This window comes from Symbiopectobacterium sp., assembly GCF_047692315.1.
Classification (GTDB): Bacteria; Pseudomonadota; Gammaproteobacteria; order Enterobacterales; family Enterobacteriaceae; genus Symbiopectobacterium.
The window spans coordinates 91,352-112,365 of record NZ_JBLLJS010000030.1; the positions used below are offsets into that span (position 1 = coordinate 91,352).

Annotated in this window: 14 protein-coding genes and 4 pseudogenes; 9 read left to right on the forward strand and 9 right to left on the reverse strand. The window is 53.6% G+C overall.

The window, feature by feature from the left end; all coding sequences use genetic code 11:
• Positions 1-1,364: 1,364 nt before the first annotated feature.
• Positions 1,365-2,223: pseudogene (locus tag ACMZI0_RS19700) on the forward strand (siderophore-interacting protein).
• 212 nt (positions 2,224-2,435) lie between these two features.
• Here ACMZI0_RS19700 and ppa read toward each other — a convergent pair.
• Together ppa and plsY are read right to left on the reverse strand one after the other, a co-directional pair.
• The gene (gene ppa, locus ACMZI0_RS19705; RefSeq protein WP_415674218.1) at positions 2,436-2,963 is read right to left on the reverse strand and encodes an inorganic diphosphatase; all 528 of its coding nucleotides are present in this window, start codon (positions 2,961-2,963) and stop codon (positions 2,436-2,438) included.
• Between the two features lie 95 nt (positions 2,964-3,058).
• Positions 3,059-3,685: a glycerol-3-phosphate 1-O-acyltransferase PlsY gene (plsY, locus tag ACMZI0_RS19710; RefSeq protein ID WP_415674219.1), complete on the reverse strand. Its 627-nt coding sequence runs from the start codon at positions 3,683-3,685 to the stop codon at positions 3,059-3,061.
• Between the two features lie 107 nt (positions 3,686-3,792).
• Here plsY and folB point away from each other — a divergent pair, with 107 nt between their 5' ends.
• Together folB and bacA are read left to right on the forward strand one after the other, a co-directional pair.
• Entirely contained in the window at positions 3,793-4,146 is a 354-nt protein-coding gene (gene folB / locus ACMZI0_RS19715; protein WP_415674220.1) for a bifunctional dihydroneopterin aldolase/7,8-dihydroneopterin epimerase, read from the forward strand.
• Positions 4,147-4,318: 172 nt separating this feature from the next.
• Positions 4,319-5,137, forward strand: a complete 819-nt coding sequence (gene bacA / locus ACMZI0_RS19720; protein ID WP_415674221.1) for an undecaprenyl-diphosphate phosphatase — start codon at positions 4,319-4,321, stop codon at positions 5,135-5,137.
• A 90-nt stretch (positions 5,138-5,227) separates the two neighbouring features.
• Here bacA and ACMZI0_RS19725 read toward each other — a convergent pair.
• Together ACMZI0_RS19725 and ACMZI0_RS19730 are read right to left on the reverse strand one after the other, a co-directional pair.
• Positions 5,228-5,284, reverse strand: a pseudogene (locus ACMZI0_RS19725) (hypothetical protein); the annotation flags it as partial.
• Positions 5,260-5,880, reverse strand: coding sequence for a Crp/Fnr family transcriptional regulator (locus ACMZI0_RS19730; RefSeq protein ID WP_415674222.1), 621 nt, complete (start codon positions 5,878-5,880; stop codon positions 5,260-5,262). The gene ACMZI0_RS19730 and the pseudogene ACMZI0_RS19725, both read right to left, overlap by 25 nt.
• Positions 5,881-6,156: 276 nt before the next feature.
• Here ACMZI0_RS19730 and ACMZI0_RS19735 point away from each other — a divergent pair.
• A pseudogene (locus tag ACMZI0_RS19735) lies at positions 6,157-6,737 on the forward strand (class I SAM-dependent methyltransferase).
• 55 nt (positions 6,738-6,792) lie between these two features.
• Here the strand turns inward: ACMZI0_RS19735 and ACMZI0_RS19740 are convergent.
• Together ACMZI0_RS19740 and ACMZI0_RS19745 are read right to left on the reverse strand one after the other, a co-directional pair.
• Positions 6,793-8,001 carry a multifunctional CCA addition/repair protein gene (locus ACMZI0_RS19740; RefSeq protein ID WP_415674223.1) on the reverse strand — a complete coding sequence of 403 codons (1,209 nt, stop codon included), beginning with the start codon at positions 7,999-8,001 and terminating at the stop codon, positions 6,793-6,795.
• Between the two features lie 140 nt (positions 8,002-8,141).
• Positions 8,142-8,750 carry a TIGR04211 family SH3 domain-containing protein gene (locus ACMZI0_RS19745; RefSeq protein WP_415674224.1) on the reverse strand — a complete coding sequence of 203 codons (609 nt, stop codon included), beginning with the start codon at positions 8,748-8,750 and terminating at the stop codon, positions 8,142-8,144.
• A gap of 253 nt (positions 8,751-9,003) precedes the next feature.
• Here ACMZI0_RS19745 and ACMZI0_RS19750 point away from each other — a divergent pair, with 253 nt between their 5' ends.
• The 5 genes and pseudogenes from ACMZI0_RS19750 to ACMZI0_RS19770 all read left to right on the forward strand — a co-directional run bounded on the left by ACMZI0_RS19750 (position 9,004) and on the right by ACMZI0_RS19770 (position 16,787).
• Entirely contained in the window at positions 9,004-10,335 is a 1,332-nt protein-coding gene (locus tag ACMZI0_RS19750; protein WP_415674225.1) for an inorganic triphosphatase, read from the forward strand.
• 45 nt (positions 10,336-10,380) lie between these two features.
• Positions 10,381-12,992, forward strand: a pseudogene (glnE, locus tag ACMZI0_RS19755) (bifunctional [glutamate--ammonia ligase]-adenylyl-L-tyrosine phosphorylase/[glutamate--ammonia-ligase] adenylyltransferase).
• Positions 12,993-13,077: 85 nt separating this feature from the next.
• Positions 13,078-14,511 (forward strand): bifunctional D-glycero-beta-D-manno-heptose-7-phosphate kinase/D-glycero-beta-D-manno-heptose 1-phosphate adenylyltransferase HldE, encoded by a 1,434-nt coding sequence (gene hldE, locus ACMZI0_RS19760; protein WP_415674226.1) that lies wholly within the window; start codon positions 13,078-13,080, stop codon positions 14,509-14,511.
• 26 nt (positions 14,512-14,537) lie between these two features.
• Positions 14,538-16,568: an NAD-dependent DNA ligase LigA gene (ligA, locus tag ACMZI0_RS19765; RefSeq protein ID WP_415674227.1), complete on the forward strand. Its 2,031-nt coding sequence runs from the start codon at positions 14,538-14,540 to the stop codon at positions 16,566-16,568.
• Positions 16,569-16,571: 3 nt separating this feature from the next.
• Positions 16,572-16,787 (forward strand): DUF3820 family protein, encoded by a 216-nt coding sequence (locus tag ACMZI0_RS19770; protein WP_222158046.1) that lies wholly within the window; start codon positions 16,572-16,574, stop codon positions 16,785-16,787.
• Between the two features lie 42 nt (positions 16,788-16,829).
• Here the strand turns inward: ACMZI0_RS19770 and ACMZI0_RS19775 are convergent, their stop codons facing one another.
• The 3 genes from ACMZI0_RS19775 to garD all read right to left on the reverse strand — a co-directional run bounded on the left by ACMZI0_RS19775 (position 16,830) and on the right by garD (position 20,878).
• The gene (locus ACMZI0_RS19775; protein ID WP_415674228.1) at positions 16,830-17,150 is read right to left on the reverse strand and encodes a FlxA-like family protein; all 321 of its coding nucleotides are present in this window, start codon (positions 17,148-17,150) and stop codon (positions 16,830-16,832) included.
• A 196-nt stretch (positions 17,151-17,346) separates the two neighbouring features.
• Positions 17,347-18,774 (reverse strand): methyl-accepting chemotaxis protein, encoded by a 1,428-nt coding sequence (locus ACMZI0_RS19780; protein WP_415674229.1) that lies wholly within the window; start codon positions 18,772-18,774, stop codon positions 17,347-17,349.
• A gap of 538 nt (positions 18,775-19,312) precedes the next feature.
• Positions 19,313-20,878 carry a galactarate dehydratase gene (gene garD, locus ACMZI0_RS19785; protein ID WP_415674230.1) on the reverse strand — a complete coding sequence of 522 codons (1,566 nt, stop codon included), beginning with the start codon at positions 20,876-20,878 and terminating at the stop codon, positions 19,313-19,315.
• Positions 20,879-21,014: the final 136 nt, after the last annotated feature.

Sequence of the window (21,014 nt, forward strand, 5' to 3'; positions counted from 1 at the left end):
TTTTGGCTCTTTAGTGATTGAGTATAAAAACAAATGTTGTGATGCTGAGGTTTCAATATCTCATTGACTAAAGGGGGGATTACATTTGCGTTATCCGTTGACAAGCTAAAACGAAGATCCGCTGTGCTAAAATTAGTGGATATATCGACTGTCTGATTTTGTGGCAACGTGCCTTTCATCCATATAACACCTAATCCATTGTGTTGAGAGGGAGTGTTTAAACATTTTAAATTCCTCACAAAATTATATACGAAGTGTGCTTTATTCAAACAAGCATGATTATCGAAATGCTTTAGTGCATCCTAAATCTGAATATGCTGAATATATTAAATATTATTCTTTTTGAAATGGTAGCACATTGTTTTCTTTCCATGTGATCACCATCCGCCGGCTAATAACCTGCGGCAAAGGGACGTTAGACTCCGCCTAGGTTATGAACTCTGAAGTGGAATTGACATAACCAATCAGCTCCGTTGAGTGGTAATCAGCATAATATTGAATTTGTAAGTTTTTTTTCTAAAATGGTAACGGTACAATATTCAGGTAATGGTTCTGAGAAATCAATATATGAAATGACTTCTACTGTACCTCTGTAGATATCACCCAAATTAAACTCTGGGTAAAACATTGAGTAATCGCCATCTGTTAAAGCTGTGTAAGGTAGAAGGTTTGGCGAGAATACTATGCTCGTAGAAAGCGTATTGCCTCCATTGGGAACGATCTGCAATTCAAGATATAACATACCATTTACAGGAGGGTGATTATACATAAATAATGTCCTTTAATGAGAGTTTAGGGTCATATACTTACTCATTGTTTATTCTTTCATGTAAATCAGAAAATTAGAAAGTCAGAAAGGATAATATCCCAGTAGTTGTGGTATTAACCAGGCCAGATATGTAGGATGATTGGTTTTTTAAGCGCATTTAAGAGTAAACTCGTTAAATTTGCCAGCCTGAGTAGATAGTAGGATAGGCATGTGCAAAAACCATTTTCTTTACACAAAAAGAGCAAAACGTGATAAGAATCAATTTTTATTCTTATCACGAAAAGAGTTATTCGAGGAATTATTGTTTTAATTATGATTGCTTGATTAATGATTTTATAATCTAAAAAGTTATTTCCATTATAAATGGGTATTCAGTTCACTCTGACGAAAATAATGAGTTTTTCCTATCACACTTTAAGTTATATTTAATTAAAATTACATAATTTACCGTCACCTAAGAATCTTTGACGCTGTGACATATTAATTCATTAACAATAATGTTTCTCATTATCAACTTCGAGTGCTAATGTAACCCCCCTTTAGGTTCGACGAGGAGTCATGCTGGCTGCCCCTGCGGGATAAGATGAGAAAGGTCATGGCAGAAAAACAGAAATACCGTATTTTCGACGTGGTGTTGGCGCGTAAGACGTGCCTGACGCCCTCTCTGATGCGCTGTGTATTTTCCAGCGAATCAGTACGCCAGATGAAAATGGATGCACCGGATCAACGCATCAAGCTTCTGCTTCCCCCTGCCGATGGTGTTTATCCCGATTTGCCAGACAGTGATGATTGGTATCGTCAGTGGCTGGCGCTGCCCAAGGCGCAGCGGCCTGTGATGTGCACCTACACCTTGCGCGATGTGGATGTGGCTAACGGTGAAATGGCGGTAGAGTTTGTGATTCATGGCACCGAAGGGCCGGCTTCTGCGTGGGCAATACAGGCAAAACCGGGAGATGCGTTGCGTATTGTTGCGCCGTGTGTGGGGGATTATGAAGGCGACAGCGGCGGCTATGAGTGGTTACCGCCTGCGGAAATGGCCCATGCCTTGCTGATTGGCGATGAAACCGCGCTGCCTGCCATCAAGGGCATTCTGGAGCAGCTGGCGCAACAGCCTAATCCTGCGCAGGTGCAGGCATTTATCGAAGTGCCACTGGAAGCCGCGCAAGCCGCAGGGTGCATCCTACGGCGAACGGCTGCTGCACAGCGTGCGGGCGCATGTGCGTTTGCCGGAGGTTCGCTCGGAAGCAGAAACGACTGAATTGCACGAGGTGGCGGAAGGGGAACTGCTGTGGGAATCTGCCAGTCAGACACACGGACAGTTTTTTGGCTGGGTGGCGGCGGAGTCTTCGGTAGTGAAAAACCTGCGGCGTTACTTATCCGGTGAACGTCAGGTGCCACGCGACATCATCATGTTTATGGCTTACTGGAGCCGCGAACGGCAGCGCGATCTTTGAGATATTGGTTGAAAAGAAAACGGCGAGGAGAGCCCTCACCGTAAGATTGCGAACAAACTCTTTCTGCATGTCCGTGTTACCCGGTGAATCACGACGAGGGGCACTCCGGCGGCTCACGCCGCACGACCCCATCGACGTACTTCACCTAACAACGGACATTGGCATCAGTCTTACTCTGAGAAGAGTTCTTGCCACAAGTTTGCGCTACACGCTTATTTTTTCGCGCGTTTGAAGGAGGCAACGATCTCGGCTTTGGCCGCGTCCACGTTTTCCCAGCCTTCCACTTTCACCCATTTGCCTTTTTCCAGCGCTTTGTATTGCTCGAAGAAGTGGGCGATTTGGGCACGCAACAGTTCCGGCAGATCGTTCACATCGTTAATGTGATCGTATTCTTTGCTCAGTTTGGTGTGCGGCACGGCAACCACTTTGGCATCTTCACCGGATTCATCAGTCATTCTCAGCACGCCAACCGGACGGCAGCGGATCACTGAACCCGGCTGAAGTGGGTAAGGGGTCGGCACCAGCACGTCAACTGGGTCACCGTCCAGAGACAGCGTGTTGTTGATGTAGCCGTAGTTGCACGGGTAGAACATGGTAGTCGCCATGAAACGGTCTACAAACAGCGCACCGGTCTCTTTATCGACTTCATACTTGATGGGGCCAGCGTTGGCAGGGATCTCAATCACTACATAGATATCATCCGGCAGCGATTTGCCCGCCGGGACGTTGATCAAACTCATGTCTGTTTCCTTTTTTCTAACGTCAGAAATGGAGTGGCGGTCATTATAGCCAACCCAATGGGTAAAGTGCTGCGGTTTTTCAATCTGCGCAGTGTCTAATCGGTGCCATCGCTCGGCGGGGTTTTTTCTTTGCCATGGCGCTTCCAAATCTTGCTTTCCTGACCACGCCACAGACGTTGAATATTATCGTGATGCCGCATCAGGATCAGGCAGGAGAGCATCGCCACCGGAAAGGTGAACTGGGGTTTGAACCACCACACATAAAAAGGTGCGATCAGCGCGCTCACGATGGCGCCGAGGGAGGAGTAGCCGCTGAGCAGGACGGTAAGCAACCAGGTGACGGTCATCACGCCGGTCAAATCCCAGCCAATCGGCGCGATGGCACCAAACGCCGTCGCCACGCCCTTGCCGCCGCGAAAACGGAAAAATACCGGGTAGATATGGCCTAGACAGGCGGCAAGGGCGGTAATACTAAGATAAAGCGGTGTGACGCCAAGCGCATAAGCGCCCCAGACCGGTAACATGCCTTTCAGCACATCAAACACCAGCACGGTGGCGGCAGCCGCTTTGCCACCAACACGTAATACGTTAGTCGCGCCGGGGTTTCCTGAGCCATGCTGGCGTGGATCGGGCAGACCTGCGATGCGGCACACCAGAATCGCACTGGAGATGGAGCCGCACAGATACGCGAAAATTATCATGCCAAGCGCGGTAGCACTCATAACGCGGTTCCGTTGAATAAAGGTCGTTTTACAGTTCCCATCCGTGGATAATACGCATATTCCAGTGGAAGTGATACCTAACAGCGCCAAAAACAGAGAATGACGTGATGGATATTGTATTTATAGAAGAACTGACCATGATTGCCACTATCGGCGTTTACGACTGGGAACAAACCATTTCGCAAAAGCTGGTGCTCGATATCGAAATGGCTTGGGACAACCGCAAGGCAGCCACAAGCGACGACGTGCGCGACTGTCTCAGCTATGCCGATGTCAGTGAAGCCGTGATTGCCCACGTCTCCAGCCAGCCGTTTGCGCTGATTGAGCGCGTGGCGGAAGAGGTGGCGCAGTTGTTGATGCAGCGTTTTGCCATTCCCTGGCTGCGTATCAAAGTGTGTAAGCCGGGGGCAGTAGCTCAGGCGCGCCAGGTCGGCGTTGTTATTGAGCGCGGCATGCGATAAATGCGCACCGATTTGCACATGTGACTTTTTTGATGAATCTTTTTTGTCAGTGAAACTAACACCCCGTTTTTTAGTCTATTGTGGTGGTGTTTAAAGTGGCGTTCGCGGGTAGCGTTGCCACTTTTTTTATGGGTGCTTCTTTTATTTCGGTTCGGAAAGGCAGGGCGTGAGCATGGCAGATCTCCACACGTTGGTTGTGGCATTTATTCTTGGTGTTGTTGAAGGGTTAACGGAGTTTTTGCCCGTGTCGTCGACGGGGCACATGATTATCGTTGGCAGTTGGCTTGGATTTGACGATGAGAAGGCGAAAACCTTTGAGGTCATCATTCAACTGGGTTCGATTCTGGCCGTGGTTGTGATGTTTTGGCGTCGCCTGTTTGGGCTCATTGGCATCCATTTTGGGGCAGTCCCCCATGAAGGGCGTGGTAAAGATCAACTGAAGCTAGGGCACATTCTGCTGGCAATGATCCCGGCGGTGGTGCTGGGGCTAGTGTCCCACAGCACCATCAAGTCGTTGTTTAATCCGCAGAATGTGATGTACGCTCTGATTGTCGGCGGTTTTCTGCTGCTGGCGGCTGAATGGTTGAAGCCGAAGACGCCGCGTGCGGCAGGGTTGGACGATATCACCTATCGTCAGGCGTTCATGATTGGTTGTTTTCAATGTTTGGCGCTGTGGCCGGGGTTCTCCCGTTCGGGCGCGACCATCTCAGGCGGGATGCTGGTTGGCGTCAGTTGCTACGCGGCTTCAGAGTTCTCCTTTATCCTGGCGGTGCCGATGATGATGGGGGCGACGGTGCTGGATCTGTATAAAAGCTGGCATTTCCTGTCGCTGGCCGATTTGCCGATGTTCGCCGTGGGCTTTATCACGGCGTTTCTGGTTGCGCTGGTCGCTATCAAAACCTTCCTGAAACTGATCAAACGCATCTCGTTTGTGCCATTTGCGATTTATCGCTTCTTCGTGGCCGGTGTGGTGTATCTGGTGTTTTTCTAAATCAGAACGGGCGTTGCGCCTGCGCGCGGCCAAAGCGCGCAGGTAATCCAGATTGCATAACGTGATGTAACTGGCGCGGCAGGTGATGTAACCCCGCCGCTGCCACTCTGCCATCAGGCGGCTCAAGGTCTCCGGGCGTATTCCCAACTGCGTTGCCAACTGTCCGCGATTGAGCGGTAGCCGAACCTGCGCGTTTTGCTGTGGGCCTTGGGGCCTTGCTGCGTACGATGCAGGCGCAGCAGATAATCCGCCAGTCGTTCGCCCGCCGAACTGGAGGTTAACCAGTCGATTTGGTTGATGGTGGCATAAAGCTTCTGGCTGAGGTTGCCTAGCAGTTGCAACGCCAGCGTCGGGCGTTGCAGACAAAACTGGTGAAGTGTTTCTCGTGGGATCAACATCGCTTGCCCCGCGCTGAGCGCGCGAATGTTCATCGGGAAGCGACCATGCTCCATAAACACGGCCGCGAGCGCGACCCATTCGCCGCGTACAAATTGGCCTAACACTTTGTCATCCCCCTGATAGGTATGACGAAATGCCTGTAACTCGCCGTGCTCTACCAGCGGACAATAACGCATCCTATCCCCTTCGCGAAATAGCATATCCCCTGTCTGAAAGCGGATACGGCAGCATGCGCTTTGTAAGGCGAGCACCACCTCTTCAGGTTCGTCACGCAGCCACGGGTGGGAAAAAAGCAGCACCTCACAATGTTCTGCTGTCGGTATGGGCATTTTGACAAACGTCATTTGCGTCTCACTCGCCGGGCTCTACAGTGTCTGACTATCAAACAGAAATAATAATCATTTGCTTATTTTCAGCAAGCATCGCAGCGCGGCAATCGCGAAGAGAAGAGCAGCATGTCAGAGAAACTGGCGGGACATAAATTTCTGGCGCGACTGGGTAAAAAACGCCTGCGCCCCGGTGGACGTGCGGCCACCGAATGGTTGATGCAGCAGGGCATGCTGACGCCATCGACCCGCGTACTGGAAGTGGCGTGCAATATGGGCACCACCGCCATCGAAATGGCGCAGCGTTATGGCTGCGCTATCGTCGGGGTGGACATGGATAAAGCGGCGTTACAGCAAGCACGGCACAACATTCTGGCCGCCGGCGTCGAAGGGCGCTGGAAGCAAACGCGCTGGCGCTGCCGTTTCCCGATAATCACTTTGACGTGGTGATTAATGAAGCGATGTTTACCATGTATGCCGATAAAGCCAAACGCCCGCTGATTCAGGAATATTTACGCGTGCTGAAACCCGGTGGACGATTGCTGACGCACGATATCATGTTGTTGCCGCAGGAGTCGGGCGACGTAACGGCGCAGATGCGCGCCGCCATCAATGTCAATGTGCAGCCGTTAACCCAGGCGGGATGGCGCACGCTATTCCTTGAAAGTGGTTTCAGCCAGGTGGAAAACGTGCAGGGTGCGATGACGCTGATGACGCCATCTGGCATGATCTACGATGAAGGCTGGGGCGGAGCGGCAAAGATTGTGCGCAATGCGCTGAAGGCGGAAAACCGCGCAACTTTCCTTAGGCTGTTTCGCACTTTCCGCCGCTACCGGCACCAGCTTAACTACATTGCGGTCTGTAGCACTAAATAGGTGAAGCACCCAATAAGGGATGTTAACCCGCAGCTGCCGGGATTTTCTGCGCTTTCTATTCGGTGAGCGCAGCAATGCGCCGCCGGTGCAACTCATCGCGCACGCCAATGCCCTGAAAACCGTCGGCCACTACCGTTGCGCTGGTGACGGCGCTGGCGATGGCGAATGCCTCGCGCAGGTATTCCCCTTGCGGATAGGGTGACTCCTCAAACCCGGTGCGACCACGGGCATCCGCTTCGCTGGTGAGCGCCAGCTTCTCCAGCCGTTCCGGTTTGCGCCACACGTCCAGTGCATCAAACAGTTTCATCAGAGTTTTGGGCTGCAATACCGTCACGGTATGCACCAGATCGTGATATTCCGCCACCAGCCTAGCCAAATCGCGCAGCGAGTTAGGCACGCGTAGGCGCTGGCACAGTTCCTCAACCAGCTTTACGCCCGCAGGGCCGTGCCCGTGGTGGCGCGGCCACAGCTCGGGCGGCGTCAGGGCTTTTCCCACATCATGGCACAGCGTGGCAAAACGCACATCGATCTCGGGTGTGAGGCGAGCGGCAATCATCAGCGTCATCAGAGTATGAACGCCGCTGTCGATTTCTGGATGCCATTGCGCCGGGGCGGGTACGCCATACAGATTGTCGATTTCAGGAAACAACATCGCCAGCGCACCGCAGTCGCGCAGCACCTGAAAATAGACGTGCGGCGAGCGGGTTGCCAGCGCCTTTTCCGTCTCTTTCCACACCCGTTCCGGCGTCAGAAAAGCCAGCTCACCGGCGCGAGTCATGAATTGCATCAGCGCCAGCGTCTCCTCGGCAATTTGAAAGCCGAGGTGGGCAAAGCGCGCGGCGAAGCGCGCCACGCGCAATACGCGCAGCGGATCTTCCTGAAATGCCGGAGAAACATGGCGCAGCAGACGCTGTTGCAGATCGTACTGGCCGTGGTGGGGATCAATCAGCTCTCCCTCTTCGGTTTGGGCGATGGCGTTGATGGTCAAATCGCGTCGCAGCAGATCCGCTTCCAGCGTAACATCGGGCGCAGCATGGCAAATAAAACCGGTATAGCCGTTGCCTGATTTGCGTTCAGTACGCGCCAGCGCATACTCTTCCTTGCTTTCTGGGTGCAAAAAGACGGGAAAATCCCGCCCGACCTGTTGGTAGCCAAGCGCTAACATCTGCCCCAGCGTGGCACCCACCACCACCCAGTCACGTTCTGAAACTGGAAGATCAAGTAAGGTGTCCCGTACTGCACCGCCAACCAGATAACTCTTCAATACTGACTCCCGATCGCTTTTGTCATCCTTCAAAGGCCATCACGATGACTTTTTCATTAACATAAGGTTAATAGTTGCATACCCTCCAGCCTGCCGCAATCTGCGCGACAAGTGAATGTGACCCGCGATGCTGCTTACGCTTAGCGCATCCAGCGATCGTTTTTCTTTCCGCTGGGGATCAGATGTGGCAGCAGCAAACCGATGCCTGCGACACCGCCACCATACAGGAACCATTGCAAAATGATTTCCCGTTGCTTGTCATCCAGTTGTACATTGGCGGCATCGACCTTCTTTTGCGCGACAATCAGCTGATTTTTTAGATCCTGATTTTCGTTACGCAGCGCGGTGGTGATATTGTCGCTGGCAGACACTTTTTGCTGCATATCGGCGGTGCGTTGGTTCCATTCCTGATCGATGTTACCCAACCGCGCGGTGAGATCGGAAACCTGTTTTTCCAGTTCGGGCACACGCAAGCGCAGGCTGGGGGTTTGGCTCAGTTGGTTCAGCGGCAGCCAACTGGTGCGGTCTTTGGCATCGCGAATTTGGGCATAACCGGCGTTTTCGTTCACGCTGAGAACGGTGACTTCCTCACCGGCATTGAGCGTGCCAATGATGCGGTACTGGGTGCCTGGGCCGGTATGAATATAGGTCGACAGCTCATCGGAAATGTAGCGTTTATCTTCTGCATGACTCGCCCAACTCAATGTGAGGCTGGCAAAGGTGAAACAATCGAGGCCTAATTTCTTCATAATTTCATCATGTTGTGCGAATGGTTGGGTGATGGTAGAGGCATAAGTCTGACGAGGCAATGGGTAAACCGAAATGAGAACACTCCTATTACCCACTCCCCTTTACCCGACATTGCTGCCCAGTGCACTTTTTTCTGCCACAGATGTTACGGGTAAGGTGTTGTAATATAGCAAGTATCCGTATTTCCCGTCGCTGACGAATGGCTGTCAGCATCCGACCCGCAAGGGCCATGCTTTTTAGATTGAAATGACGATGAGTGAAGAGATTGAACTGAATTTTATTGTGCGCCCGGGTGTGGCAGCCACGCTGCCGCGCAAGCTGACTGCCTGGCAAACCGACTATAGCCATAGCGAGCATCTGGAAGGTCGACTGCTCAGCAACACCTATTATGAAACGGCGGACAATACGCTGCGTCAGCATGGCATGGGACTGCGTGTTCGCGGTGAAAATGGCCAGCATGAAATGACGCTGAAAACTGCAGGCACGGTGATTGGCGGGTTGCACCAACGTCCTGAATACAATGTGCCGTTGGCGGATGCCAATCTGGATATTCGCTTGCTGCCGTCGGAAGTGTGGCCGCAAGGGTGCGATGTGGAGGCGCTTGCGCAGGCGCTGCATCCGTTGTTCAGCACCCATTTTCAGCGTGAAAAATGGGTTATCGCTTATCACCAAAGTCTGATTGAAATCGCTTTTGACCAGGGCGATGTGACTGCCGGTGAGCTGAGCGAGCCTATTCTGGAATTGGAGATGGAGCTGAAAGCCGGACAAACCGACGATCTGCTGGCGCTGTCGCAAGAACTGGCGGAGTGGGGCGGAATGCGACAGGGAAGCCTGAGCAAAGCGGCGCGTGGTTATCATCTGGCACAGGGTGCCATGCCGCGCGAGTGTCGTGCGCTGCGCATGCTGACGCTACCTGCCAAGAGCACCATCGATCACGCGATTGGTGCCGCGCTGGAGCATGCGTTGGCTCACTGGCAATACCATGAAGAGCTGTGGGCACGTGGTGAACACAAGGCGCGTTTGCAACTGCTGGAAGCCGGTGCGCTGATGCGCGAAATGTTGGTGCTGGTGGGCGGCGTGGTGCCGCGCAAAGTGACCACGCTGTTCCGGGCTGCGCTGACTTATCTGGAAGAACGCCTTGAGCGTGAAACCGATGCTGAACGGGTGTGCTACGAAGCCAACTACCTGAAAAGTAAGTTGGTGCTCACCTCATGGCTGATTAACGGCGGCTGGCGTGAACATATGGATAACAAAAGCCGCATGCGTTTAATGGGCTCTTATAAACGTTTTTGCGATGTGATGCTGGATCGCGCCATGGCGGAACTGCGTTCCGTGTTCAGTCATCTGCTGGATGCCGAGCACTATCAGCAACAGTTGGCGCGTTTACAGCGTAACATCAATGCGTTCCTGCTGCTCTCCAGCGCCTATCCGGAAGAAACCGTCGAGTCCTTCGTTGCACAGTGGCGCAATGTGGAGCACGGCATCAAGCACCTTCCCGCCTCGGGCGTGGACAGCGTGCTGGAGAAAGCGCGTCATCAGGCCGTGGAGCAAGCGCCGTACTGGCTAAGCAGCGCCAGCGCGTAATAGGGTTATCGTTTCCCGGTGCGTCGGGATTATCAGGGAGTTGCCATGTCACATTCACCGTTCTCCTCTGCGTTGCCGCCTATGCTGGCGGAGCAGGCCCAGCGTGTGTTATCCCACTTGCGAGAAACCATAACGCTCCCCGCGTCCATCGCGCCAGAGGAGCTGGCCGTGTTGGCCTCCAGTGAGTTTGTCAGCGAGGCGCTGGCGCGCTATCCCGACTGGTGGGAAGTGCTCCGGCAGCAACCGCCGCAGCCGGAGGAGTGGCAGCATTACGGGCAATGGCTGGCGCAAGCGTTGGAGAACGTGAACGATGAGGCGACGCTGATGCGCGTCTTGCGTGAGTTTCGTCGTCGTATGCTGGTGCGAATTGCCTGGTCGCAGGCGCTGACCACCAGCACCACGCCGCAAACGCTGCGTCAACTGAGCGAATTGGCCGAGACAGTGATTGTGGCGGCGCGCGGCTGGTTGTATGACGCCTGCTGCCGCGAGTGGGGTACGCCCTGCAATGCTCAGGGCGAGCCGCAGCCGCTGCTGATATTGGGCATGGGTAAGCTGGGTGGCGGTGAGCTGAATTTCTCTTCTGATATCGACCTGATTTTTGTCTATCCGGAAAACGGCCAAACGCGCGGGGGACGGCGCGAGCTGGATAACGCGCAATTTTTCACCCGGTTAGGACAGCGCCTGATCAAAACGCTGGATCAGATGACGGTAGATGGCTTTGTCTACCGCGTTGATATGCGCTTGCACCCGTTTGGCGACAGCGGCCCGTTGGTACTCAGCTTCGCCGCGATGGAAGAGTATTACCAGGAGCAGGGGCGCGACTGGGAACGCTACGCCATGGTGAAGGCGCGGCTGATGGGAGGCATGGAAGATGCTTATAGTCAGGAACTGCGCGCGCTGCTGCGTCCGTTTGTGTTCCGCCGCTACATCGATTTCAGTGTGATCCAATCGCTGCGTAACAACATCAAACTGGGCGCAGGCGGTATTCGCGAAATTGAGTTTATCACCCAGGTTTTCCAACTGATTCGCGGTGGACGCGAACCGGGGCTGCAAGGCCGGGAACTGCTGCCGACGTTGCAGCACACCGGTATCCTGGGCCTGCTCTCGCCGCAGCAGGTGGACGAGCTGAGCAATGCCTATCTGTTTTTGCGTCGGCTGGAAAACCTGTTGCAGGCGATCGCCGATGAGCAGACGCAAACCTTGCCGCAAGAGGATTTGAATCAGCAGCGCCTGGCGTGGGGCATGGGGTTTGATGATTGGGATGCGCTGCATGATGCCTTGCAGAATCATATGTTGGCGGTGCGTCGGGTGTTTAACGACCTGATTGGCGATGATACTCAGGACGGGCAGGATGCACCGGAGTGCAGCGGCTACAACAGCTTATGGCTGGATGAGCCCGACGAGGTGGACATGGGCGCGCTGATGCCTAACCTCAGCGAAGGCACGCGTAATGAGCTACTGCGCGCCATTACCGATTTTCGTCACGATTTGGTCAAGCGAACCATCGGTCCGCGCGGCCGTGACGTGCTCGATCACCTTATGCCGCTGCTGCTGGATGAACTGCTTGACCCCGCGACGCTCTATCACCTGCTGGCACCGGAAGCCTATCACGACGAATTGCGCCAATACCTGATGCGCGTGCCAGAGGAAGACGAAGAGCAGCAACTGGAAGCGGTGCGACAGTTCAAACAGGCGCAGCAGTTACGTATTGCCGCAGGCGACATCGCTGGCGTGCTGCCGGTGATGAAAGTGAGCGATCACTTAACCTATCTGGCGGAAGCCATCATTGCTGCTGTGGTGCAGCAAGCCTGGACGCAAATGGTGGCACGCTATGGGCAACCGACGCATCTGCAACAGCGCGCAGGGCGCGGCTTTGCGGTGATTGGTTATGGCAAGCTGGGCGGCTGGGAGCTGGGCTACAGTTCCGATCTCGATCTGGTGTTCCTGTTGGACTGCCCGGATGAGGTCATGACGGACGGTGAGCGTAGTATCGATGGCCGCCAGTTCTATCTCCGTCTGGCGCAGCGTGTGATGCACCTGTTTAGCACGCGCACTTCCTCGGGCATCCTTTACGAGGTGGACGCCCGCCTGCGTCCGTCTGGGGCGGCAGGTATGCTGGTCAGCACCGTCAGCGCTTTTGGCGATTATCAGCAACATGAAGCATGGACCTGGGAACATCAGGCGCTGGTACGTGCGCGCATGGTGTACGGCGAGCCCGGCGTGCAGGCGCAGTTTGAAGCGATACGGCGTCAGATTTTATGTCAGGAACGGGAGCCGGAAACGCTGCGTGCTGAAGTGCGCGAGAAGATGCGCTAGCATCTGGCCAACAAGGACCCTGCGCTGTTTGATCTGAAAACCGATGAAGGCGGTATCACCGATATCGAATTTATCGTGCAATATCTGGTGCTGCGCTATGCGTTTTTGCAGCCGCGCCTACCCGCTGGTCCGATAACGTACGCATTTTGGAACTGATGGCCCAGTGCGACGTGATGGAAGAGGCGCGTGCTTTAACGCTCGCTTACATCACCCTGCGCGATGAGTTGCACCATCTGGCGTTGCAGGAGCAGTCGGCGCGCGTGAGCAGCGAGTGCTTTATCAAAGAGCGGCAGCAGGTGAAAACCAGCTGGGAAAAATGGCTCGGCGTCGGGGCGCAGTAGGCAAAGAATGTTGTTTCGAAGGGCTGCGGGGGCTGTGCTATTATCGCGGCCAACTGTATGACAAAAAACATCTTGGAGTAGGTGCATGAAAGTTTCATCACCTGATTTTCGTCAGGCTGGCGTGCTGGTGGTAGGGGATGTGATGCTGGATCGCTACTGGTACGGTCCTACCAGCCGCATTTCGCCAGAAGCGCCTGTACCGGTGGTTACAGTCGACACTATTGAAGAACGCCCCGGCGGTGCTGCCAACGTTGCCATGAATATTGCGGCGCTGGGTGCCAATTCCCGCCTGGTCGGGCTGACGGGCATTGATGACGCGGCGCGCGCGCTGAGCGCTAAACTGAGCGACGTGAACGTCAAGTGTGATTTCGTTTCCGTGCCGACGCACCCAACCATCACCAAACTGCGCGTGCTGTCGCGCAACCAACAGTTGATTCGCCTTGATTTCGAAGAAGGCTTTGACGGGGTTAATCCGCAGCCGATGTTGGAACGTATCGCGCAGGCGCTGCCGAAAATCGGCGCGCTGGTGCTGTCTGACTATGCCAAGGGCGCTCTGGCCCATGTGCAGGCAATGATTCAAACCGCCAATGCGGCGGGCGTGCCAGTACTGATTGACCCGAAAGGGACCGATTTTGCTCGATATCGCGGTGCCACCTTGCTGACGCCGAATTTGTCCGAGTTCGAAGCAGTTGCCGGACGCTGTAAAACCGAAGAAGAGCTGGTGGCGCGCGGCGAGAAAATGATTGCCGATTTTGCCCTTTCTGCACTGCTGATCACCCGTTCCGAGCAGGGTATGACGCTGCTTCAGCCGGGTAAAGCGCAGCTGAATCTGCCGACCCAGGCACAGGAAGTCCACGATGTGACCGGTGCCGGTGACACCGTGATTGGCGTGTTGGCTGCCTCGCTGGCGGCGGGCAACTCCCTGGAGGATGCCTGTTTCCTGGCGAACGCCGCTGCTGGTGTGGTGGTGGGCAAGTTGGGAACGTCTACCGTAACGCCTATTGAGCTGGAAAATGCCATTCGTGGCCGCGCTGAGAGCGGTTTTGGTGCTATGGATGAAGCGAAACTGAAAGCCGCCGTCGCGCAGGCGCGCCAGCGTGGCGAGAAGATTGTGATGACCAACGGCGTGTTCGATATTCTGCATGCCGGCCACGTCTCTTATCTGGCGAATGCGCGCAAACTGGGCGATCGCCTGATTGTTGCAGTGAACAGTGATGATTCTACCCGCCGCTTAAAAGGCCCAACGCGCCCGGTAAATGCTTTGCCGCAACGTGTGGCAGTGTTAAGTTCCCTCGGTGCGGTGGACTGGGTGGTGCCGTTTGAAGAAGATACCCCACAGCGCCTGATCGCTGAAATTCTGCCGGATATTCTGGTGAAAGGGGGCGACTACAAGCCGGAAGATATCGCAGGCAGTAAAGAGGTGTGGGCTAACAGCGGCGACGTGCAGGTACTGAACTTTGAAGATGGCTATTCTACCACTAACATTATCAATGCCATCAAAGCGAATACGCCGCGATAAACCAAAAGAGTACGGGTAACCATCCAGTGACAGTAGAACATCTGACATCGCGTGTGGCTGAGCTGCACGCGCAATTGCGCCATCACGAATGCAAATATCTCGTTGAAGATGCGCCGGAAATTCCCGACGTGGAATACGACCGCCTGATGAATGAGCTTAAGGCGATTGAAGCGCAACATCCTGAACTGATTACGCCGGATTCGCCCACGCAGCGTGTCGGTGCGGCGCCATTGTCGGCATTCGACACCGTGTGTCATGAGGTGCCGATGCTGTCGCTGGACAACGTGTTTGACGATGAAAGCTATCTGGCGTTCTATAAACGTGTACAGGATCGTCTGAAAAGCAGTGAAGATCTGACCTTCTGCTGCGAGCTGAAACTCGATGGTCTGGCGGTAAGTCTGCTGTATGAAAATGGCCTGCTGGTGCAGGCGGCCACGCGCGGTGATGGCAGTACAGGGGAAAACATTACCGCCAATATCCGCACTATTGGTGCCATTCCGCTGCGGTTGCGTGGTGACAATATCCCGGCGCGGGTGGAAGTGCGCGGTGAAGTCTTTATGAAACACCGTGGATTCGAAGAGATGAACGATGAAGCCCGGCGCACCGGCGGTAAGATTTTTGCCAACCCGCGCAATGCGGCGGCGGGTTCGTTACGCCAACTCGATCCCCGTATTACCGCCGAACGGCCCTTGACCTTTTTCTGTTACGGCGTTGGCCTGCTGGAAGGCGGCACCTTGCCTGAAAGCCACCTGGCACGCCTGATGCAGTTCAAAGCCTGGGGATTGCCGGTCAGCGATCGCATTCGTTTGTGTTCCGGCAGTGCAGAAGTGCTGGCGTTTTACCGGCAGGTGGAGCAAGAGCGCGCTGCGCTTGGTTTTGATATTGACGGAGTGGTGGTCAAAGTCGATGACCTGGCATTGCAAGAGCGACTGGGGTTTGTCACACGCGCGCCGCGCTGGGCGGTTGCCTTTAAATTCCCTGCGCAAGAACAATTGACCTGGCTGCACGGCGTTGATTTTCAGGTGGGGCGCACTGGCGCAATTACGCCCGTGGCGCGCCTTGAGCCGGTTGCCGTTGCAGGTGTGATGGTGAGCAATGCCACGTTGCACAATCGTGATGAAATTGAACGCCTTGGCATACATATCGGCGATCGCGTTATCGTGCGCCGCGCAGGCGATGTCATTCCGCAGATTGTTGGCGTGGTGGAAACGGAGCGCCCAGCCGATGCGCGTCCGATTGATTTTCCCCTGTCTTGCCCGGTATGCGGTTCCGATGTGGAACGTGTTGAAGGCGAAGCCGTAACACGTTGTACTGGCGGGTTGATTTGTGGCTCACAGCGTAAAGAAGCGTTAAAACACTTTGTCTCCTGCCGTGCGTTGGATGTGGAAGGCGTGGGCGACAAAATCATCGATCAACTGGTGGAAAAAGAGTACGTCAAAACGCCCGCCGATCTGTTCAAACTCACGGCTGGTATCTTGACCGGTCTGGATCGTATGGGGCCGAAATCGGCGCTGAATCTGGTTAATGCGCTGGAAAAAGCCAAATTCACCACCTTTGCCCGTTTCCTGTTTGCGCTGGGTATTCGTGATGTGGGCGAAGCGACAGCGGCCAATCTGGCGCAGCATTTTGCCACGTTGGATAACTTGCTGGCGGCGGATGAAGAGGCGCTGCTGGAGGTGGCAGATGTGGGGCCGGTAGTGGCAAAACACGTGCGCCATTTCCTGCAAGAAGAGCACAATCAGCAAGTGATTCGCGAACTCATCAATCCCGAAGGCATTAATATTCACTGGCCGGAAATCGAAAAGGTGGATGTCGCGACGCTCGATAATCCCTTTGCGGGCAAGACCATTGTACTGACCGGTTCACTGAGCCAACTCTCCCGTGATGAAGCCAAGGATCGCCTGACGGCGTTGGGCGCTAAAGTCAGTGGTAGCGTTTCCAAGAAAACCGATATGGTGATTGCCGGGGAAGCGGCAGGATCTAAGCTGGCTAAAGCGCAAGAATTGGGTATCCCGGTGATTGATGAAGCTGAGATGATCCGCCTGCTCGGAGCGTAACCGATGGAAAAAGAGGATTTGATCGCCATTGCCACACAGCAGATGCCGTTTGGCAAGTATCAGGGCCGCGTACTGATCGATTTGCCCGAGGAGTATTTGCTGTGGTTTGCACGCAAAGATTCGTTTCCTAAAGGGCGACTGGGCGATCTGATGCAACTTACGCTGACCATCAAGATTGAAGGGCTGCAAGGGTTGGTCACGCCGCTCAAGCAGCGTTAGAAGCAGCACCGCAGTTGCGGTGCTGCGCATGTGACTAAACGTCTACACGTAGATGTTGATTTGATTCTCTTCGGTCGGCTTGTTAACGCCTTCCTCTTTGGCAGTAGACGTGGATGCCGCCTGCTGCTGTTTACTCTCTGACGACTCATTCTGCAACCGGGCGATTTGGGCCTGAAGCGCCTGAATCTGCGCCTTAATCAACTGCTGCTGTTCCTGAATGCTGGCTTTTTCTTCATCCGTGCTGGCTTTCTCGAGGGAAGAAGAGAGCTCTTTGGCCTGCTGCGTTAGCATTTTAATCTGCTGATTAAGAAGAGCAATTTGCTGCTCGTTGCTTGTACCTGAGCTCGCGCTGCTGCTGGTCATTTTTTCTCCTTGTCATTATGGCACTGATTGTGCTCATAGAGTATCGATGTTTACGCCCTCTAGCTTGACAGGGATTTTGTTGGAATACAGAACGATAGGATCAGGTTTTTCGCAGTAAATGTAACAAAGTGTGTTTTTTCTGCGCAAAAAGAAAACAAGGGCACTTGAAGAGAAAAACAAGGGGAAAATATCGACATTAAGCAGGACGCACGGCGAGGGAATTATCCTTATCCAATGCCTGTGTTTGCTCTTGCGTGGCGTTGCTGATCTCTTTGATCATGGTAGAGACTTGTAGCACTTCGCTAACGATATCCGCGATGTGTTTTCCCGCGTTTTCCACCATTTTACCGCCTGACTCTACGCTTGCGACGTTAGCATCGATCAGCGTTTTGATCTCTTTGGCGGCAGATGCCGAGTGTTGAGCCAGATTGCGCACTTCGGCGGCGACAACAGCAAAACCGCGTCCTTGCACGCCCGCTCTGGCGGCTTCCACGGCGGCGTTCAGTGCGAGGATATTAGTTTGAAACGCAATGCTGTCTATCACGCCGATGATATCGACGATCTTATCGCTCGCCTTGGAGATGGATTCCATCATGCCGATGGTTTCCCCCATGATATCGCCGCCTTTTTGCGCCGTCTGGCTGGCAGCTTCTGCCATCGTCGTCTCCTGAATCGCGGTTTCTGCGCTTTGCTGCATTGCGACAGTAATCTCTTCAATCGCCGCGGCGGTTTGTTGCAGGTTGGCCGAGGTTTCTTCGGTTCGGGCATTGAGTGCGGTATTGTTGTCCGTCAGGCGCTGGCTCACGTCTGTCATGCCTTGCACCTGGGTGCCAACGTCATCCACCAACGAGTGAAGATTGAGGCCGAACTGGTTAATGGATCGCATCAACAGGCCAATTTCATCCACGCGGTTGAAGTAAATGTGTGACGTTTTTCGCCCGGAAACAACGCTCTGCGCTTGCTTCTGCATGGCTTTAAGTGGACGGCTGATTTGGTTTTGCAAAAAGGCATCTAACAACAGAAACAGGACGACCGTTGCCAGCGCCGACCAGGCCGGATCGACGCCAAAATAAGTGAGCAGAGCGGGTGCTAGTGCAGCGATAAACAGCGGACAACGGATGCGCCAACGCACCGAGATTTTTTGCAGCACAGAGAGTGGAGCAAATAAGCCGGTGCGAACGACTAATCCCTTATAAAAGCCGCGGCTGCCCGCCTGCTTTTGCTGTACGGCTTCGTACAGGGGTTCCACAAATTTGATCTCTTCCGCGCTGGGGGTATTGCGCACGGAAATATAGCCGCTCAACTGATTGTTATGGTAAACCGGCGTGACGTTGGCGCGAACCCAGTAATGGTCGCCGTTTTTACGTCGGTTTTTCACCAGTCCAGTCCAACTGTCGCCTTGTTGCAGGGTGTACCACATATCTGCGAACGCTTCGACGGGCATATCAGGGTGATGCACCACGTTGTGGGGCTGAGTGATAAGTTCATCTTCGGCGTAACCGCTGACGCGGATAAAAGCGGAGTTGGCGTAGGTAATATAACTTTGAGTATCTGTGGTGGACATCAATGTTGTGTCCACGTCCAACAGATACTCCTGCTGCGTAACAGGCGTATTGACCCTCATTTGGAACCCCTGGTGCAATGGTGCTGTGTTAATAAATTCATGCCCTGCTAGAGGCATGTAAAATAAAAGGTTATTAATTTATGTCACTGCGCTAATGATCATAAAAATGTAATAACTTCACACTGATGACGTTTGCCACGTCACTGTGGGCGCGGGGTACAACAATCCCACGTTCGAATTTGAACACGCAGACATCAGAGCGAGTAAATTTATGATGTTGCTGAGGATGCTGTCAATTCCTTCGTTTTTAAATAGCACTTTTTTAAATATAAATCCCATTAAATATAATGAGTTAAAACATCCGGTTATAATAATTTCATGTGAAACTACAGGGTGGAATGAAACGATGAATTGTTACTGCGGTTTACAAATTTGTTCAAATTTGTAAATAAATGAAGTGGCGTTATATCTGGGAAGAATCTGATAATCCCTCAAAAGGGTTATGGAAAAAACAGAAAAGGTTAATGAACCATTGAATAAAAAAATAAACGCCGGCCAACGATATGTTGTCCGGCGAAATATAAAAAAGGTTTATTTATCAATTTACAGGCGCAGGGTTGAATACCGCGAGTGCGTTATGAAGGCCCCATTGATCTGGCCAGGTTTTCTTCCGTCCGCTGGCAATATCAAGGATGAAATGGAACAGCTCCCAGCCTACCTCTTCGATGGTGGCGTCGCCGGTGGCGATTGTGCCTGCATTGATGTCCATCAAATCATGCCATCTTTCTGCTAACGCGGTGCGTGTCGCCATTTTGATCACGGGCACGGCTAACAGACCATAAGGGGTGCCGCGTCCAGTGGTGAAGACCTGCGCCGTAATCCCCGATGCTAACTGCTGGGTGCCACACACAAAATCGCTGGCAGGGGTTGCCGCGTAGATCAACCCGCGCTTGGTCGGACGCTGCCCCGGAGAGAGTACTTCGGAAATGGCACTTTGACCCGATTTGGCAATCGAGCCGAGCGCTTTTTCTACCACGTTCGCCAGCCCGCCTTTTTTGTTGCCGGGGGAGGGGTTGGCGCTGCGATCGGTTTTACCGGTATCCAGATAATTGTCATACCAGGCTATCTCTCCGAGCAGGCGACGACCCACTTCTTCGGTTGCGGCGCGCGGGGTGAGAAGGTGGATGGCGTCGCGCACTTCGGTCACTTCCGAAAACATCACGGTGGCTCCGCAGCGCACCAGCAAGTCTGAAGCATAACCCACCGCCGGATTGGCCGTCACGCCGGAGAAGGCATCGCTGCCTCCGCACTGCATCCCCACCACCAACTCAGAAGCCGGGCAGGTTTCCCGGCGGCGCTGGTTGAGGCGTTGCAGGTGACGGTCCGCCATGGTGAGAATGTCATCGACCATTGACTGGAAGCCTACATGATGCTCATCTTGCAAACGCACAATACTGGTGTCATCCAGCGAGATGGCGTGAACATCGGGGGTACCTTCCAGCAGACGTTCTGGCTGTAATTTTTCACAGCCCAGGCCGACGACTAGTACTTCACCGCCAAAATTGGGGTTCAGCGCCAGATTGTGAATGGTGCGAATAGGAACCACGGCGGCAGGCGCGTTGATGGCAACGCCGCAGCCATACAGGTGATTCAGTGCCACCACGCTATCGACGTTCGGGTAACGGGGCAGCAGATCGCGCTCGATCAGCTTGACCACGTAGTCAACCACGCCAGCGACACAGCGCACGCTGGTGGTAATACCGAGCAGGTTTTTACTGCCCACGCTGCCGTCCGGGTTGCGATAACCCTCGAACGTATACCCTTCCAGCGGCGGTAGCGGCGCTGGAACTTTGGTCGCCAGCGGCAGCGTTTCCAGCGGTGGTGCTTCCGGTAATTCAACCAGGGATTCATCGATCCAACTACCACGGGCAATCGGTTTTACCGCATAGCCAATCACTTCACCGTAGCGAATAATTGAGCCTGATTGGGCAATATCTGTCAGTGCGACTTTATGGCCTTGAGGAATATGCTCAATCAATTCCAGTCCATCACTAAATTTTGTTCCTGCTCGCAAGCCGTTATCGTTCACAACGATGGCAACATTATCATCATCATGAACCTTGATGTAGAGCGGTTGCACAGAATCTTGGGTATTCTGTGACATATTTTCTCCAGTATTCTTTTCGTCAAATAAGTAAAAAAATAACGTTAACTAATGATGGTTTTTATCTTATGTCGTAGCGAAGAGATGATGGCGATATGTACTTTTGGCTCATGATAACCGATTGTTCATTCGTCAC